This is a genomic window from Marinomonas sp. A3A, assembly GCF_018336955.1.
Lineage (GTDB): Bacteria > Pseudomonadota > Gammaproteobacteria > Pseudomonadales > Marinomonadaceae > Marinomonas > Marinomonas lutimaris.
In genome coordinates, this window is record NZ_CP025532.1 from 4,065,221 (window position 1) to 4,081,872 (window position 16,652).

The 16,652-nt window shown below is 42.1% G+C and carries 16 protein-coding genes; all 16 read right to left on the reverse strand.

The features are described from left to right. Nucleotides 1-170 precede the first annotated feature (170 nt). Nucleotides 171-845, reverse strand: a complete 675-nt coding sequence (locus tag CYL31_RS19085; RefSeq protein ID WP_212916717.1) for a hypothetical protein — start codon at nt 843-845, stop codon at nt 171-173. Nucleotides 846-872: 27 nt separating this feature from the next. Continuing rightward, complete coding sequence (locus CYL31_RS19090; RefSeq protein WP_212916718.1) at nt 873-1,820, reverse strand: SMP-30/gluconolactonase/LRE family protein; 948 nt, start codon at nt 1,818-1,820, stop codon at nt 873-875. A 91-nt stretch (nt 1,821-1,911) separates the two neighbouring features. Then, nucleotides 1,912-3,024, reverse strand: coding sequence for a substrate-binding domain-containing protein (locus tag CYL31_RS19095; RefSeq protein WP_212916719.1), 1,113 nt, complete (start codon nt 3,022-3,024; stop codon nt 1,912-1,914). Between the two features lie 77 nt (nt 3,025-3,101). Further along, nucleotides 3,102-4,151 (reverse strand): ABC transporter permease, encoded by a 1,050-nt coding sequence (locus CYL31_RS19100; RefSeq protein ID WP_212916720.1) that lies wholly within the window; start codon nt 4,149-4,151, stop codon nt 3,102-3,104. An 82-nt stretch (nt 4,152-4,233) separates the two neighbouring features. Then, a complete protein-coding gene (locus tag CYL31_RS19105; protein ID WP_212916721.1) occupies nt 4,234-5,742 on the reverse strand; it encodes a sugar ABC transporter ATP-binding protein in 1,509 nt (502 codons plus the stop codon). Between the two features lie 69 nt (nt 5,743-5,811). Further along, complete coding sequence (yiaK, locus tag CYL31_RS19110; RefSeq protein WP_212916722.1) at nt 5,812-6,819, reverse strand: 3-dehydro-L-gulonate 2-dehydrogenase; 1,008 nt, start codon at nt 6,817-6,819, stop codon at nt 5,812-5,814. A gap of 260 nt (nt 6,820-7,079) precedes the next feature. After that, the gene (locus tag CYL31_RS19115; RefSeq protein ID WP_212916723.1) at nt 7,080-7,949 is read right to left on the reverse strand and encodes an L-ribulose-5-phosphate 3-epimerase; all 870 of its coding nucleotides are present in this window, start codon (nt 7,947-7,949) and stop codon (nt 7,080-7,082) included. A gap of 9 nt (nt 7,950-7,958) precedes the next feature. After that, nucleotides 7,959-8,717 carry an IclR family transcriptional regulator gene (locus CYL31_RS19120; protein WP_212916724.1) on the reverse strand — a complete coding sequence of 253 codons (759 nt, stop codon included), beginning with the start codon at nt 8,715-8,717 and terminating at the stop codon, nt 7,959-7,961. 6 nt (nt 8,718-8,723) lie between these two features. After that, a complete protein-coding gene (locus tag CYL31_RS19125; protein WP_212916725.1) occupies nt 8,724-9,368 on the reverse strand; it encodes a 3-keto-L-gulonate-6-phosphate decarboxylase UlaD in 645 nt (214 codons plus the stop codon). 17 nt (nt 9,369-9,385) lie between these two features. Further along, nucleotides 9,386-10,915, reverse strand: coding sequence for an FGGY-family carbohydrate kinase (locus tag CYL31_RS19130; protein ID WP_212916726.1), 1,530 nt, complete (start codon nt 10,913-10,915; stop codon nt 9,386-9,388). After that, complete coding sequence (locus CYL31_RS19135) at nt 10,912-11,745, reverse strand: Cof-type HAD-IIB family hydrolase (protein WP_212916727.1); 834 nt, start codon at nt 11,743-11,745, stop codon at nt 10,912-10,914. The genes CYL31_RS19130 and CYL31_RS19135 overlap by 4 nt, the downstream gene beginning before the upstream one ends. 9 nt (nt 11,746-11,754) lie before the next feature. Continuing rightward, nucleotides 11,755-12,450, reverse strand: a complete 696-nt coding sequence (locus tag CYL31_RS19140; RefSeq protein WP_212916728.1) for an L-ribulose-5-phosphate 4-epimerase — start codon at nt 12,448-12,450, stop codon at nt 11,755-11,757. A gap of 122 nt (nt 12,451-12,572) precedes the next feature. After that, nucleotides 12,573-13,565 carry a TRAP transporter substrate-binding protein gene (locus CYL31_RS19145; protein ID WP_212916729.1) on the reverse strand — a complete coding sequence of 331 codons (993 nt, stop codon included), beginning with the start codon at nt 13,563-13,565 and terminating at the stop codon, nt 12,573-12,575. Nucleotides 13,566-13,580: 15 nt separating this feature from the next. After that, a complete protein-coding gene (locus CYL31_RS19150) occupies nt 13,581-14,861 on the reverse strand; it encodes a TRAP transporter large permease subunit (RefSeq protein ID WP_212916730.1) in 1,281 nt (426 codons plus the stop codon). Next, nucleotides 14,858-15,340, reverse strand: coding sequence for a TRAP transporter small permease (locus CYL31_RS19155; RefSeq protein WP_212916731.1), 483 nt, complete (start codon nt 15,338-15,340; stop codon nt 14,858-14,860). The genes CYL31_RS19150 and CYL31_RS19155 overlap by 4 nt, the downstream gene beginning before the upstream one ends. A gap of 332 nt (nt 15,341-15,672) precedes the next feature. Beyond that, nucleotides 15,673-16,629 (reverse strand): DMT family transporter, encoded by a 957-nt coding sequence (locus CYL31_RS19160; RefSeq protein WP_212916732.1) that lies wholly within the window; start codon nt 16,627-16,629, stop codon nt 15,673-15,675. Nucleotides 16,630-16,652: the final 23 nt, after the last annotated feature.

The window sequence follows — 16,652 nt, forward strand, 5'->3', positions numbered from 1 at the left end:
TAAACTACTGGAACCTACCTCTTCTTAAAGATCCCGCTGGCGATAACGACACCGATGCTGACAAAGATGAGTCCGGCGATGGAGTCGTTTTCTAGATGTTCGCCAAATATGGGAATGGGAACCAGTAAGCTAAAAACGCTTAATTGTTCCATCGAAAAACTCAAAAAGCGCTACACAACATCTATACTAATTAACGTGCCATTTGATGCAATGACTTCGTTTTTGCCCAAGCATGAATCGGTTGCAATAAGTCCGTTAAGGCTGCCTGTCATGAAGAAAAAATCATCGATATAGCCTCGACGAACACATTCTTGTACGCCCTTCAACAGCACCGCCTTTTTCTGTTCGAAAAAATCGGGAGCGCTGGTCGAGTAATCGTAGGTTTGTCCGCTTTTGAGAGAAAAGTCACTTGCGATAGGTTGGCTCGAAACCAAGATGCCGAAGTTGTAATAAAAGTCACAAGATTGATAGCTCTTGTCATTAATTTTTGGACGCAAGACTTCAAGAGCCACCAGTGGCTGGGTATTGCTAACCGCGTACTCAATATCACTTGCTAAAAGCGGAACACTGCACTGATAGCAGATTTCCACTTCGATGCCAGATAATTCATCCTTAGGTAACTGAGCGCCCTTATTCTCAAAAATTTGAAAATCAAAAATAGGTGATAGGATAAAAACACCGGAATCCTCAACGACTTTCCAGCCTTTGATAACGGCACCTTTGCTGGTGAGTTCAGCGATCAACTGATCTTGTGCATGGCAAATATCGTCGTAGCTGTCTAGGATAGAAGTAAATACACCCTCTTTAAAAGCACTAAGAATGGTGGAATATTCTGTAAAATTCATCAATGATCCCTTAAAAAAGTTTCGCTATCAAATACCATTGCCGGAAGCCTGAGGACGAGCCCCACGGGTATTCAATCTAATACGATAAATGGAAGTAGAAGCAGTAATATACAAGGTCTCGCCTTTGTGATTAGAAGACCTGTCTGTCGCAAAAGTGCAGTTAGAGACTTTTTCTGGAACAAATATTTTGCCTAACAAGGTGCCGTCATCGTGATAAACTTGGATACTGTCTTCCGACGAAGTGTAGATCCAACCTTGTTGATCCACTCGAAAGCCATCGGCTAAACCCGGTGACACCACGGCAAACAACCTTTCGTTGCTTAGCTTGCGCCCCTGCTCGACATCAAATACTTTAATATGATGATTTCCCGAGCCATCTTCTCGTAATGCTGCAGAAGTGTCGGCGATATAGAGTTTTGATTCATCTGGTGAAAAAGCCAAGCCATTGGGCTCTTCAATGGTATGACAAACAACGGATAGCTCATCGTTAATAGGATCAAAACGATAGACGAAATTACCCTCTTGTTCAGACTCGGCTTTATAACCTTCTACATTAGATAAAATGCCGTAAGGTGGATCAGAAAACCAGATAGTACCGTCAGATTTCACAACCAAATCATTTGGCGAGTTCAAACGCTTACCAAGATATCGGTCGACTAACGTGATGGTTTCACCGGTTTGCAAGTAGGTTTTCTCAATAGATCGACCACCGTGACTGCAATGCAATAGGTTGCCCTGCAAATCTAGATAATGACCGTTGGTAAAGTTAGCAGGCGAACGCCATACCCTTAGCCCTTTCTCCTCGTTCCAACTTAATATTCGGTTGTTGGGAATATCACTCCACAACAAAGTTTGAGAAGCTTCTAACCAGACAGGACCTTCACTCCATGTCGCGCCTGTACAAACTTTTTCTAGAACAGAATCTGTTAATAAAATACGCTCAATTCTATTATCAAATTTTTCGACAGCTAACATATTCAATATCCAAAACATCATAAAAACTGAAATAAAGAGCCCCTTTTTTTAACATCTAAATAGAAAAAGGGGCTTTATTACTTATCAGAGACTATTTCCAAATCGCTTTATAATGCTCGCGATAATTGTTGTCTGGATCGAAAATATCGTTTTGACCACCGTCAAACTGAATATTCTCCGGGGTAACCAAATGTACCGGGGTCGCAAAGCCGCTATCAGCAACGCCCGCAAAGGCTCGGTTTAGTTCATCAACAACTTGCCAACCGTGCATATTAAGTGGCTCTGGTACTGTGCCTATTTGGTTGAAGTTAGAACGAATGCGTGAATAAGCCGATTGACTTCCATCGCCAGCCGAGATGTTACGAGGAAGTTTATCTGCAGGTAGACCAGAGGCATTTAATGCAGAACCTATGTAATCAAAATAAAGATCATTAATTCCCAAGGAGTAGGTCCACTTACCTTGATAGCGCTGCAACAAAGATGTTGTTAACTGAGGCATACGTGTAGAAGTATCTGATAACGGTGTATCCTCAACGGATATTAGAGTACAGCCACTACATTGCTTGATGACTTTAGCCATAGCATCCGATTTGGCAATCGCAACAGCATAAGCAGAATCAGTAAAGATAACGACTCCAGCTTTACCATCAGAACCTGCCACTGCAGCTAATGCTGCAATTTCAGCGACGTCATCAGCGCTAGTCGTAATGTTTGAGAATAAGTTCTTACTTGGAATAGGACCTGGATTTGGTGCAGAGTGCCACCCTACGACTTTAATACCCTGTTTCGTGGCTGTTTCAAGTGCGGCAGCTTGTTCATTAACATCAAAGCCCCCTAATATAATACCATCTGGCTTTAACGCTATCGCCTGATTAAACGCTGCGGTACGGCCAGATACTGTTCCTTGACCATCCAGCACACGAACCTTCCATTTTGTCCAAACTGCAGCTTCTTCTACGCCATTACTTACACCAAGCACACCACCATTTCGCATATCAGAAGCCAAAAAGACAATCGTTTTTCCAGACACAGCTTTTGGACCCGAGGTTGGACCGTCCCACTTATTATAAGGTGCTGTTGCTGCTTGAACCTTCGCTTTAGCTATATCTAAAAAATCATCTGCTTTAGCACTGCCTGTTCCTATGGCTAGCAATATAGATAAGCTTAAAGAACTATATTTTAAAATAGATTGATATTTTTTCATGGTAACCTCATCTGTGTTTTTTGTTTTTATATCTCGAAGTTAAATTACAAACTCATTCACTCATTTCAATTGGCTTGCTACTCACTCTTTTTCATAATTCGTTTTATGCGGCCACCTCGACGCTGGGCATAACCTGCAATACCTATGGATATCAATAAGGTTGCGCCATTGAACAATGGCTCAATGTAAAATGCCCCGCCTAACTGCTGAATACCTGAAATACCCACGGCCAGAATAGACACACCAATAATGGTGCCAAGCACATTGACTCGTCCGGGACGGATGGTCGTAGATCCTAGAAAAGCCCCAACCAAAGCAGGTAATAAAAACTCCAGACCAACATTTGCCTGACCAATTCGTAATTTTGCTGCTAAAAGCACGCCTGCAAAAGCAGTCAATAAACCAGAGGTAACAAACGCACCAATAACATACTTGCGTGCTGGAATACCATTCAGCGCAGCCGCTCTAGGGTTAGCGCCAATAGCATATAAGCAGCGCCCCAAAGGCAAACGCTCAGTGATAATCCACAACAAAATAGCAATCCCCAACACGTAAAATGCAGGCGCAGGCAAACCAAAGAAAAATGCATTCGAGAGTGAGTAGAAATCAGCATCTAGAGAGCCAATTACTTGACGCCCTCCGGTATACCAAAGTGCAACGGAATAGATAACAGTGCCAGTACCTAACGTAGCAATGAAAGAATCAATTTTAGCCATCTCAACTAAAAGACCATTAAGAAGGCCAAACAACATGCCACATACTAAAACGACGAATACCGCCATTTGCCAACTCATACCAAATTTAGTTTGAAGGCTGATTGCTAAAATATGCCAAAGTACAATGCCATAACCAACTGTCAGATCCATCTTGCCTGTTAACATAGGAACCATGGCAGCAAGCGCTAAAATCGCGATGATGGATTTATCGCTTAAAATAGAGCGTAAATTCAGCATGGTTGGAAAAGTATCCGGTAATAAAACAGAAAAGAACATGATCAATAGTAGGGTTAAAATAGGTAGACCATAAACTGGAAGATAGCGACCAACATGGGAAAAAAGCCCCTCGTTGGATGAATTTTTATCATTGTGATCCGGCTCTAATGCCGTGGATTTAATAGAAGTTGTCATTGTCTGCTACTCTCTATAATTTTTATTTTAGCTATTCAATAAGAAACACGTTTTCATTCGTTACGAACGAGCAACTCGGTAACTATTCACCATCCGCCGAAGCGACTTTCAGCATATTGGCAAAGGTCATTTCCTCCTCTGCTAACTCTTTATGAATATGCCCTTTGCTGAATACATAACAGCGATTACAAATCTTCTCTATCTCTTCAAAGTCAGTAGAAACTACTATCACTGTGAGTCCATTGCTCACTGCCGTTTTGAGCAAGTTGTATATTTCAGCCTTGGCACCTACATCTACCCCCGCTGTAGGCTCATCCAGAATCAAAACGCGCTTTTTCAAATTCAGCCAACGAGCCATAATGACTTTTTGCTGATTACCACCACTTAAGTTCTCAATAGTCTGATTAGGATCTCTAGGGCGAACGTCAAAGCGATCAATCAAGTCACTCGCTATATCTTGCTCTTTAGACAGAGCATTGAGCGACAAGAAAGGCGTTTCACCTAATAAAGGATTAATAAAAAGATTGTCTTGAACAGACATAGACATCGCGAGATTCTCTCCCCTCTCGCCCGCTACATAACCAATACCAGCATTAATGGCAGCAGAAGTAGAATCTAAGTGAAGCAATTGACCATCCAGTCGGACTTGGCCACTAAATATTGGATAGTCACCAAACAAAGCACGCCCCACTTCACCTTGACCGCCGCCACGTAAGCCAATTAGACCAAGGATTTCACCTTGTTTTACATGAAAGGAAACGGGTCCCACATTTCCGGCTTCAAAATCCGAGACATCAAGTACAGTAGGAGAGCTAGGAGCAACATTAAGTCGATGGAAGTCTTTTTGAGCATTACCAACGATAAGCTCAACAAGCTCTTTAGATTTCATACCTTCTGTTAGACATTCAGCAACCAACAAACCGTCTCGCATAATGACCATGCTGTCGGATATTTCCATTACTTCATCTAAACGGTGGGAAACATAAATCATGCCCACGCCCTTTTTACGAAGATCGCGAATGACTTCAAATAATCGTTCGACATCGGCAGCAGGTAAACTCGCAGTAGGTTCATCTAAAACAAGAATTTTGGCTTTGCAATAAACGGCACGAGCAATGGCAATCAAGGATTGTTCTGCGCGAGATAAGCGGAATACTCGAGTACGTGGGTCTATATCTGCATTGACGCTAGCGAGTGCGTCTGCGGCTCGAGCATCAGTCGCTGGCCAGTCGATTAAACCAAATTTCTTACAGTACCCCATAGCTAACGCCATGTTTTCTGACACTGTCATCCAATCAACTAGACCTAAATCCTGATGGATAAAGGCAATTTCATCATGATGTCTATTCTTCTGATCTAACGGTACACCTTGATAAACAATCTCACCTTGATCTTCTTGGTAAATACCCGCCAAAGTTTTGATCAAAGTCGATTTTCCAGCACCGTTCTCTCCCAATAAGGCCACTACAGAATGTGAACCTACATTAAAAGACACATCGTTCACTGCGATGCTATTACCAAATCTTTTAGTAATATTCTTAAACTGCAAAAGTGACGTTTCTGACTTTTTCAGCTCACTGGTTTCCAACATACCTCACCCCACTTACATTATTTTTATTGTTAAGTAATTGATGTCTATTAACGCTGGTATCTCTTAATATTACTGAGCAAGTTGTTGGATCTGACTCCAGATTTCAGGGTGAATATCGATACCGCCGGCTTTTTCATGCTTGTCGATAAAGGCTTGTATTCTTGATCCCGCGATCGACACTTCACCACTGTCAGCAGGCTCTGACGCCAGAACATAATCGCGAATACGCTGCATTTCGGTTGCAAACTGAGCTTTTTCTATGGTTTTGCTTAGATCAATAGCAATGAGAAATTGCGACACACCAAATTCGCCGTCTTGGTCTTCTGTAATGGCAGGAACAGAGCGTCCACCAGTAATAGCGGTCAGCATCATATCTAGAACAATAGACATGGAAGAACCTTTCCAGAAGCCCATTGGTAAGACACGTTTATTTTCCCAAATAATATGAGGGTCCTTGGTCAAATTACCTTCATCATCATAACCGCCCACAACAGGTAATTCTTTATCGGCTAGAACGTGATTTTGTAACTGACCATAAGAAAATTGAGACATTGAGCAGTCAACCAATACTGGTGGATCACCTGCTATCGCCATAATTAACGGATTGGTTCCAATACGGTGATCTTTCCCCCCCCAAGCAGGCATCACAGCAATAGAGTTGGTCGCCGCAATACCAGCAAAGCCTTGGCGAGCCATTTCTAATACGTAAGCTCCACCACGCATCCAATGATTTGAATTGCGCATACCGACCATGCCAATGCCATACTCACGTGCCAATTCCATCGCTCGATCCGCGCAAATCAACCCGTTCAAAACACCTGGACCATAATGACAATCCCACTGTTCCAAAGCGCCCATACTGTTAACGCACTCAGGGGTGACATTTAGTTGAATCTGCCCTTTGTCAACTTGACCAATAAAAACAGGAAAACGATTGATACCATGAGAGTAAACTCCTTCATTCGCCATATCAGCGAAACCTGCCGCTAAACGTTTGGCCATGTCAGACGCCATATCACGAGATAAGAGGATTTTTTCATACGTATTTTGAAGTTGTTCTACCGAAATGATAGGCATAATAAGCGCAACCTTAATTCCGCAATACGGAATATATTGTTATTGTATTTCCGTATAATGACACAAAGCCAGAATATGTGAAGCTTTTTTAATCAACTTTTATATTTTTTATTCACAGACAAAGCCAATCGCTTAATTTTCAAATAAAAATTAAGCGATTGAATATCGGGAAGGACATTTGGAAAAAAAGGGGGAAGAGACAACTAATCGTCAGTATTGCTCTTTGACAGAGCAAACGATTACTCTCTTAATGGACGCAACTAAAGCGCTAAGCCGGACTCATGAGCTATGCGTTCAAGTGTCGCTTTGGCCTGAACAATGTCTTCGTACCAATTGTCATTCTGCGCCCACATTTCAATCACAAATGGCGCAGCGTAATCTATCTCGACAAGGGTTTTAAAAATGGCATGAAAATCAACTTCACCTTCGCCAATAACCAGATCTCGAAACTGTCCTTTACTATCTGGAGATACTCGCAATGTATCCTTTAAATGGATCTGCACAATATGGTCTTGTCCTAACTTTAACTCAGTAGGTACATGATGATTCCAACCAGAGATATTACCAACATCTGGATAAGCCATGAAATATGGCGACGGAATTTCTCGCTTTAGTACCTCAAACTTGCTCAAAGAATTCAAGTAAGGAGTATCCATGATTTCTACACCAAGAAGAACGCCTGCTCGCTCGGCCATTTTGGTAGCTCGCTGCATACCAGCAACAAAACGCTGGTGTGTTTGTTCTGACTGGGGCTCGTAATACACATCATAACCCGCCATTTGAATACAACGGATACCGAGCTTGTAAGCGAGTGCTATGGCTTTCTCCATAATATCAAAGGCTCGCTCTCTAACTTTGTCATCCATGGAACCAAAAGGGTATTTACGATGCGCGCTCAGACACATTGACTGCAATGGCATATCAAGTTCTATGCAAAGATTTCTCAGGGTGTAAATTTCGTCATCAGACCAATCAAGGCGAGCTTGCCGATCTTCAGTTTCATCAACGGATATTTCTAGAAAATCAAACCCCAGCGCCTTGGCATTTTCTAGACGCTCACGCCAACTCAAGTCAGCTGGCAATGCCTTTTCATAAATACCTAAACGAAACGTCTTTGCAAAATGAATCATTACTTCACCTCAAAATAACTTTTCCTCAATTAGCTTGGCGGTCTTTGTAATTATGCCAGCTAGAGAGTCAAAGCCTAATCGAGCCATCTTCGGCGTCAATGAAGACACACTGATGGCATAAATGGGCATTCCGTCTTTATTAAAAACAGGAATGGCTACACAGGATATGCCGGCTTCGTTTTCTTCATCGTCAATAGCATAGCCACGCTCTTTTACCCGCTCTAGCTCCTTAAAAAAGGCACCTTTATCCAAGATGGTATTTTCCGTTAGCTGTCGCATTGTATTGTGATTGCGCTGCCAATAGGCTTCGCGTATCTGGTCTGAGGCGAAAGCTAAAAAACATTTACCCGCGGCCGAACAGTAAGCAGGCGAATGCAATCCAATATAGGTTCGAGTACGAAACGAAGCATTGCTTGGTTCTAACTTGTCCTTGAAAAGGATGTTATCCCCATCAAACGCCAAGAAATTTACCGTTTCATTAATGGCATCAAGCAATTGCGTTAAATAAGGTTTCACAAAACCAGTCACATCTGAATTTAACGCCACCTGCCCCACATGCAATAGCTTCATCGTTAGTCGATAGTCACGACCACTGGAGAGCTGAGAGACATAGCCCGCACTTTCATATGTTGAAAGAATGCGGTGAGCTGATGACTTGGTCATCCCTGTTTGCTTTGCAATGGTCTGCAATGATGCACCATTGGGAAATTGACCTAGAAACTCCAATACACTTAACGATTTCAGAAGTGACTTTATTTGTTCACTCATTAATACCTACCAATATTTTTCAATTTCATTATGGAAGGATTCAGCAATCGAACGTCCCTCAGCACTCACCAATGCACGGCCAGCAATAAAAGACTTTACTTTAAGATCTTTAAACAAATGTAGATCTTCGGGCACAATTCCACCCGTGATAGATAATTCGATTCCTAAATCAGATAACGCCTTCATTTTTGTTAAATCTTCTTCTGTCCACGTCACACCAGCTAATTCAGCATCACGTGAACGGTGATAAATAGCTTGTGTAATACCTATCTCGACCCAAGCTTTGGCATCGTCCAATGTCCAATGTCCATAGAGTTCAATTTGAATCTCTCCAGAGCATTCCTCAGCCACTTGATAAGCAGCCCGAATCGTCTCAATGTGTGCAGCAGCACTTACCGTTACCCAATTCGCCCCTTCTGCCAATGCAATTTTAGTTAAAATAGCACTGGCATCAGTAATTTTCATGTCGCAAACAATAACATGTTGAGGGTATTTTTCGCGTAGCAAACTGACACTTTTCACCCCATGTGCGAAAGCTAAGATAGTACCTATCTCGATAACGTCAACATAATCCGCAATATTCTCTACAGATGCTATTGCTGTCTGTATATCGGTTGCATCTAACGCAATCTGTAATAAAGGTTTGGTCATAACGTTTCCTTAAATATTTAAAGTTCAAACTCTGTCTCTTCAAAATCTTTGCTCTCAAATTCTTTGAATAGGCTCACCAATTTCAAATAACGCCGATACTTACGCTGGTAAGCATGATAATGAGCTGGATTCGGCTCAATGCGTTTCGCATCAATCGCCATAGCAGCGAGACCGGACTCAATACTTTCATATTGCCCAACGCCCACCATGGCAACTAAAGCAGCACCAAGAGACCCAGTTTCATCAAGACTAGGTATATCAACTGACATGCCTGTTAAATCAGCGAGCATCTGCATCCAGACTTCAGAAGTAGTTGTACCTCCTGTTACCCTCAGAACAGAAGCATTAGGGAAACGAGTACGCATTCGATCCAAATGAACATTATGACAAAATAGAATGCCTTCCCAAATCGCTTGAATTAGATGACCTTTAGTGTGATGGGACTGCATGCCATAAAAGCCGGCCTTAATACCCAACCCCATATTGGAACCATAAAGGAAAGGTACAAAAAATAACTCGCTAGCTGCAGCGGGCAACTCAGAGACCAGCTGTTGATTAGTCTGATGATCTATTTCACCATTTTTGCCCAAATAATCATGAAACCATTCGTAGTTACTAGCCGATGTAGGACTGGCATCATGAATGATGTATTGCTTATCCAAAACATAATGACCATATACGTAATTGTAATTCGACTCATTTATATCTGATTTTGAAGGAATACCAGTCGCAATACCTGAGGTCACAGCCCAAGTACCTGTAACATAATTAAGAGTATCCTCATTAGCATTAATACCAGAGCAAATCGCGGTAGAAACCACATCAAATAAGCCGCCAAACACTGGCGTGCCTGTTTCTAACCCAGTTTCTTCAGTAACTTTTTGGGTGACATAGCCCGCAAGCTCATCTGGTTTAATAATCGGGGGTAGCGCAGAGAAAACCTCTTCAATACCAAACACTCTCAGCAATTCGGGATCATATTCACCGCTAGTAGCATTAAAGAAGTTGCTCTCTGAAATGTTGGTTAACTCTGCAGCAATGTTACCAGTCAAGCGATAACGCAAATAATCATGCGCCATTAAAATTGACCCGATCTGTTGGTAATTTTGCGGCTCGTGATCTTTTAGCCAACGAACAATGGAAACAGGATGCCCTGTCCACAAGGTCTGTAAAGTAATTGGATAAATAGCTTCGGGGATTTTTTCTTCTTGCCATCTTTTAACGATGCTTAGTGAGCGGGAGTCTGAGGAGATAATTCCATTACGTAAGTTTTCTCCCTTTTTATCTAACAGATACACCCCTTTGCCTTGTGCTGAAATACTTAAACCTTTTATATCTGCCGCATCAATATCAACGGATTTAAGTAGCTTAATAAGCGCTGATTTCGCATCGCTCCATAAGTCATCTAGCTCGCGTTCCACCCAGCCCTGTTGCTCGTTTAGCACTTTGGCCGACACTTTTGCAATCGCTATTTGCTTACCATTACTGTCTAGCAAAGCGGCCTTCATGAAGGTGCCGCCTGAGTCTAAACCAATAAAATAATTCATTTGCTTTCTCCCTCGGTCAGAAAAAGCTGATCAATTAAGTCTGCTAAGGCAAAATCATCGTCATTAGTAGCTATTGTCACCCTATCTGCCAGTCGTTGAATATTTTCATCAGCATTAAGCATAGCGACGCCCATTCCAGCTAACGTCAGCATAGAGATATCATTATGGTGATCCCCTACCGCAACAATACGATCAGCACTAATACCTATTTTTTCGAGGTATTCTGTCAGCGCTGCGCCCTTAGTGTTCCCAATACGAGCAAAGTCGATGCGATTCGTCCAAGAATACTCCCCATTAAAGTGCTGCTGAATAAAAGGCGATGCAGCAAAGTGATCTACTTCTTTTCCCTCTAAAACAAATTTCCAAACGAAGGAGTGACGCTCAATCTCTTGATGAAAATTATCGACCTTATATATCTGTGGACGACTCCCTATTGGGAAGGTACTTGCCCATTCAGACAAAGCTTCAACATAAGGTAAAGGGCGATGTTTTGAATGCAACATGGCGTTAGTGACATACATAACAGCAGTCACATCGTGCTCTTCTGCTAGCGAAACAAACTGTTTAGCAACATCTTTTAACAAAGCGTTATGCTGGAGTACTTGCTCATTTTGATAGTCATAAACGTAAGCACCATTGCAGCAAATAATTGGTGTTTTCAAGCCAAGCTCTAAATAGTAAGGACGCGCCGTCGTATGATGGCGTCCAGTTACTATCATCACCGGAATACGTTCAGAAAGTTCGCGGATTTTGGCGATCAGAATAGGACTAATAGTACGATCTGATTTGAGTACAGTGCCGTCCAAATCGAGTGCTAATAATTCATACATAGAATTGCCTTATTTCTTCTGACCGTAGTACGCATTATCACCATGCTTACGCATATAGTGTTTATCCAGCAATTCATCCTGTACTTTGATCTGCTGATTCAAAGCTCGAGTTCCAATTGCCATCGCGGATATTTCTTCCAATACAACCGCATTGTGTACCGCATCAAAGGCATCTTTTCCCCAAGAAAAAGGCGCATGACCAGAAATAATCGTCCCAGGCACCGCTGTCTCACTGATTCCTCGCTTGCGAAATTCTTCAATAATCACGATGCCTGTGTTCTTCTCGTAATCTTTAGAGATTTCATCCGCACTCAACATTCTGGTGCAAGGAATATCACCATAAAAATAATCTGCGTGGGTGGTTCCTAATGCAGGAATATCTAAACCGGCTTGAGCCCATATCGTGGCATGGCGGGAGTGCGTATGCACAATGCCTCCAATACTTGGAAAGGCTTTATAAAGTTCAATATGAGTTGCTGTATCGCTAGAAGGGTTTAGCTTCCCTTCTACACAATTCCCATCAAAATCAATGACAACAATGTCATCTACCGTCATATCGGTGTATTTCACACCAGAAGGCTTAATGGCAATCACTTCTCTGTCACGATCAATTTCTGACACATTGCCCCATGTAAAGGTCACCAGACCATATTCAGGCAACTGCAAATTGGCCTTCAATACTCTTTCTTTTAATGTCTGATACATGATAATTCTCGACTAGTAATATCTGCTTATCATGGCTTTAACATGATAAGCAGATGAACAAAAAGTAATTTAAAAATAAAAACTGACACTCACTAATTACCGATAAGGTTCGAGTGCTAGAACTATTTAGAAGCCGCTAAAATGTCGTTCACCATCTTGTCACCATGCTCTTTGATAAATGCTTCCCAAACTGGTTTAACTGCTTCTTGAAATGCTGCGCCATCAACATCACGATTGACTTTCATGCCATCTTTTTCCAAGTCTGCAATCATTGAATCTTCTTTCTCTATACTCAGTTTACGCTGCATATCTACCGCATCTTTTGCTACCTGAGTAATAATCTCCTGATTAGCAGGACTCAATTTATTGAAAGATTTAAGATTCATCGTGAACGCAAGAGGAGAATAAGCATGCTGAGTTAAACTCAGGTATTTTTGCACCTCGTAAAATTTGAACGACAAGGTTACGCCAATAGGATGATCTTGAGCATCTACCACACCAGTTTCCAAGGCGGTATAAAGCTCTGAAACAGGAATCTGTGTTGGATTAGCACCTAAAAGGTTGAACATATCATTCAACGCTTTAGAGCCATTCACTCTCATACGCAGACCTTTCACATCGGCTGGTGTTCGAATTGGACCTCGACTATTGGTCATATTACGATAGCCATTTTCTGGATAACCTAGGCCTTTTAGATCAAAGGCCTCCATTTGTTTAGATACTGACTGCCCCACCTCGCCATCAAGCACCTTGTAAGCAGCACTGCGATTTGGGAACATAAAAGGTAAGGTAAAAGCAGCAGATTCAGGTAAAAGGCCAGAATAGTTATTCAGCCCAACAATAGAAAAATCAACTAAGCCGAAACGAGTACTCTGGATCATCTGTTGATCGTTACCAAGCTGACCTTGAGGAAAAATATTCACCTTAATATCACCATTGCTTCGAGCTTCCACTTCTTTTTTAAAGAACAGAGACATATCCTGCTGCAAATCAGATTCTGGGGCAGCATGAGCTAGCTTCAAAGTTGTTGCAGCTAGGGCCGAATTTGATAAAACAGCACACGAAACAACGGATACCAGACCAACACCTTTAAATAATCTTTTTATTGTTTTCATTATTTTCTCCTTGGGTTATCCAATAATAAATTTCATCGGGACAGTAATAATGCTGGGGAATACTATGAAGAGTATTAACAGAGCGACATAGGCTCCTATAAAAGGCAGAATTCCTTTCACAGAAGTAGAAATAGAAACTCGGGAAACACCACACACAACGTTTAAAACCGTGCCAACAGGTGGTGTAATCAAACCAATAGACGTGTTGATAACAAACATCAAACCAAAATAAACAGGGTCGATTCCTGCCATTTTGACGATGGGCATTAACAAAGGAACAAGAATCAAAATGGTAGGGCTTAAATCCATCACCATTCCGACTAGAAACACCAAGAGCATAATGATGGCCATCAGCAAACGAGGGCTGTCTATCATAGGCGCTAAAATCTCAGCCAATTGCTGAGGCAACTGAGCCACTGTAATCAGCCAAGCAGCAACCATGGCACACCCCACCAAAAACATGACCATCGCTGTGGAGCGCCCAGCACGACCAAGCACATAGTACAAACGTTTGAAATTCAGTTCTTTATAGATAAAAGACGACACAAGAATGGCGTACACTGCAGCGACAACTGCCGCTTCAGTTGGCGTAAATATGCCAAAACGAATCCCCCCTAAAATGATAATGGGTAAAAACAACGCCCAAATACCATCTTTTAACGCGGCCATTTTTTCCGAAAAAGTCGCTTTTTTCTCAATATCTAATTTTTCTTTTCGAACAATAAAGCCCCACATGAACACCAACGTCATGCCCATTAACAAACCTGGCACAATACCGCCAATAAATAGGTTCTTAATGGAAATACCACCAGCAACACCAATCAAAATTAGAGGAATAGAAGGCGGTATAACTGGAGCAATAATCCCACCAGACGCCAGTAAACCTATAGACGAACCCTCCGGATACTTAGCGTTTTTCATCATTGGATAAAGGATACTGACCAAGGCTGCAGCATCAGCCACTGCTGAGCCAGACAAGCCAGCCAATAAAATAGAAGTAAAAATAGCAACATAACCTAGCCCACCTTTTCGGTGACCTACAAAAGTATTAGCAAGACGAACAATGCGTTCAGACAATCCACCTGTTGCCATCACCTCACCAGCAATCAAAAAGAAAGGAATCGCCAATAAAGTAAAGCTATCAACACCACCGATCAGTGCTTGAGACAAAATGTTTGCACTAAACAAATCCATATGAAGCATCAACGCCATGGAAGACAACAACAAAGCAAAAGAAACCGGTAACCCGAGCAAAATAGAGGCGATCAATACCCCAAGAAAAATAGTCAGAGTCATTCGTCATTCTCCTGTTCCAATAACCAACTGGGATTAAATATTCGAACCAAAGAAATCAGCCCAATAAGCAGACCTGAAATCACACCCGCCAATGCAAATAGCGCAGTAGGAAGACCAGTTAAAGGAGAAATGTTATGCCAGTTTGCTAGGGTTTGATTCAACGCCCCAACAAACAACATGCTTGACGAGATGAGAATAACCAACCAAATAAATCGATTTAAAATAGGCACAGCCGAAGGGAAAAAACGTTCAGAAAATTCTGTCACCACAAGATGCTCGCCTCGACGCAATACCACAGCAGCACCCAGCAAAACAATCCATACCAGACCTAAACGAGACAGTTCAACAGAAGAGCGTATTCCAGAAGAAAAACCATATCGTAGAACGACATTGGTAAATACCAATACAACCATTACGGCAAGAATAACGGTGATCAACACATCAATACCTTGCCACATCCATTTTATTATTTTTTTCATGCTCTAAAACCTCTGTAAACTCTTTGGGAAAGCCCAATGGTTTCACTTTTTTATATTTATAAATGTCACTTCCTTGTGCTTTAAGATCACTAAAAAAAGAGACATTAAAAACACAATATTCCGCAATACGAAATACAAACAAACACTATTCCCGCATAATGACATAAAAACAAATAAAATGAAGCTTTTTTGCACAGTTTTTTTTAGAAAGTTATTTCGCCTGTAAATCTGAGCAAAAAAAACCGCCGACCTTCGAATCGAAGATAGGCGGTTAGATAAAACACACTACAATATTTACATCAGCAGCTATTCAAAACAATAAACCAACAAAACTACCGCTTTTTAAAGATCCCGCTGGCGATAACGACACCAACACTAACGAAGATTAGCCCCGCGATGGAGTAACCTTCGAGGTGTTCGCCAAGTACAGGGATGGCGATGAGCGCGGCGAGTACTGGGGTGAAGGCGCCGATGGCGGCCATGTTTTCCGCACCGAGTTTGTGGATAGCATAACCGTAGGAAAAGCCCGTCATGAGGCCGACGAGTAAGCTTTGCACGAGAATTTGTCCAGCTAACATGTCCCAAGAGGCATCAGCTAGTCCGCTAGAAGCTAGCCCACTTGCCCATAAAAACGCGAGTGCGATCAAGGATACTAAACCCATCAATGCCGTTGATACCAATGGAGGCAAACCTGCGATACGTAAACTGACGGTATACACCGCCCAAAAGAAGCTCGCAGCTAGCAGTAATAGATCACCTTTCCAGGTGTTTTCTGGCGCGGTTAGTAGTGACAAACTGAGCAGAACAATCACGCCAATACTGACTAGACTCAAGCCAATCTTACGTTCACGGCTGACTTTTTCTTGATAGAAAAGCACGGCCAGCAAGGTAACAAAGAAAGGAAAGGCACCAAGAATCAATAAACCTGCATGAGACGCTGGCGCGTATTTCAAACCTGTGGCACTGAGGTAGAAAAATGGCAGGCCTGCGCCACAAACAATACCTAACAAAAGTATGGGAGAAACCGCTTTTACTTGTGCTCTGGCTCGCCATAAAAAAGGAAACAGTAATAATGCTGGCGGAGAAAATCGTAAGATGCCCAAATCGAAAGCCGTCAAAGTATTGGTCATGCCGGCACGCATACTGACCAGCCAAGATGCCCAAATCAAAATACTCACAAAAGCAGCCAATAGACCAAGGCGAAAGCCCCAACCTGTGGCGTATTGTTTGTATTTTGGCAGCTCTTGAGCGGATATTGATGATGTGTGTTGTGTGACTGTTTGGGGCATAACCACCTCGCGGGAAATCGATA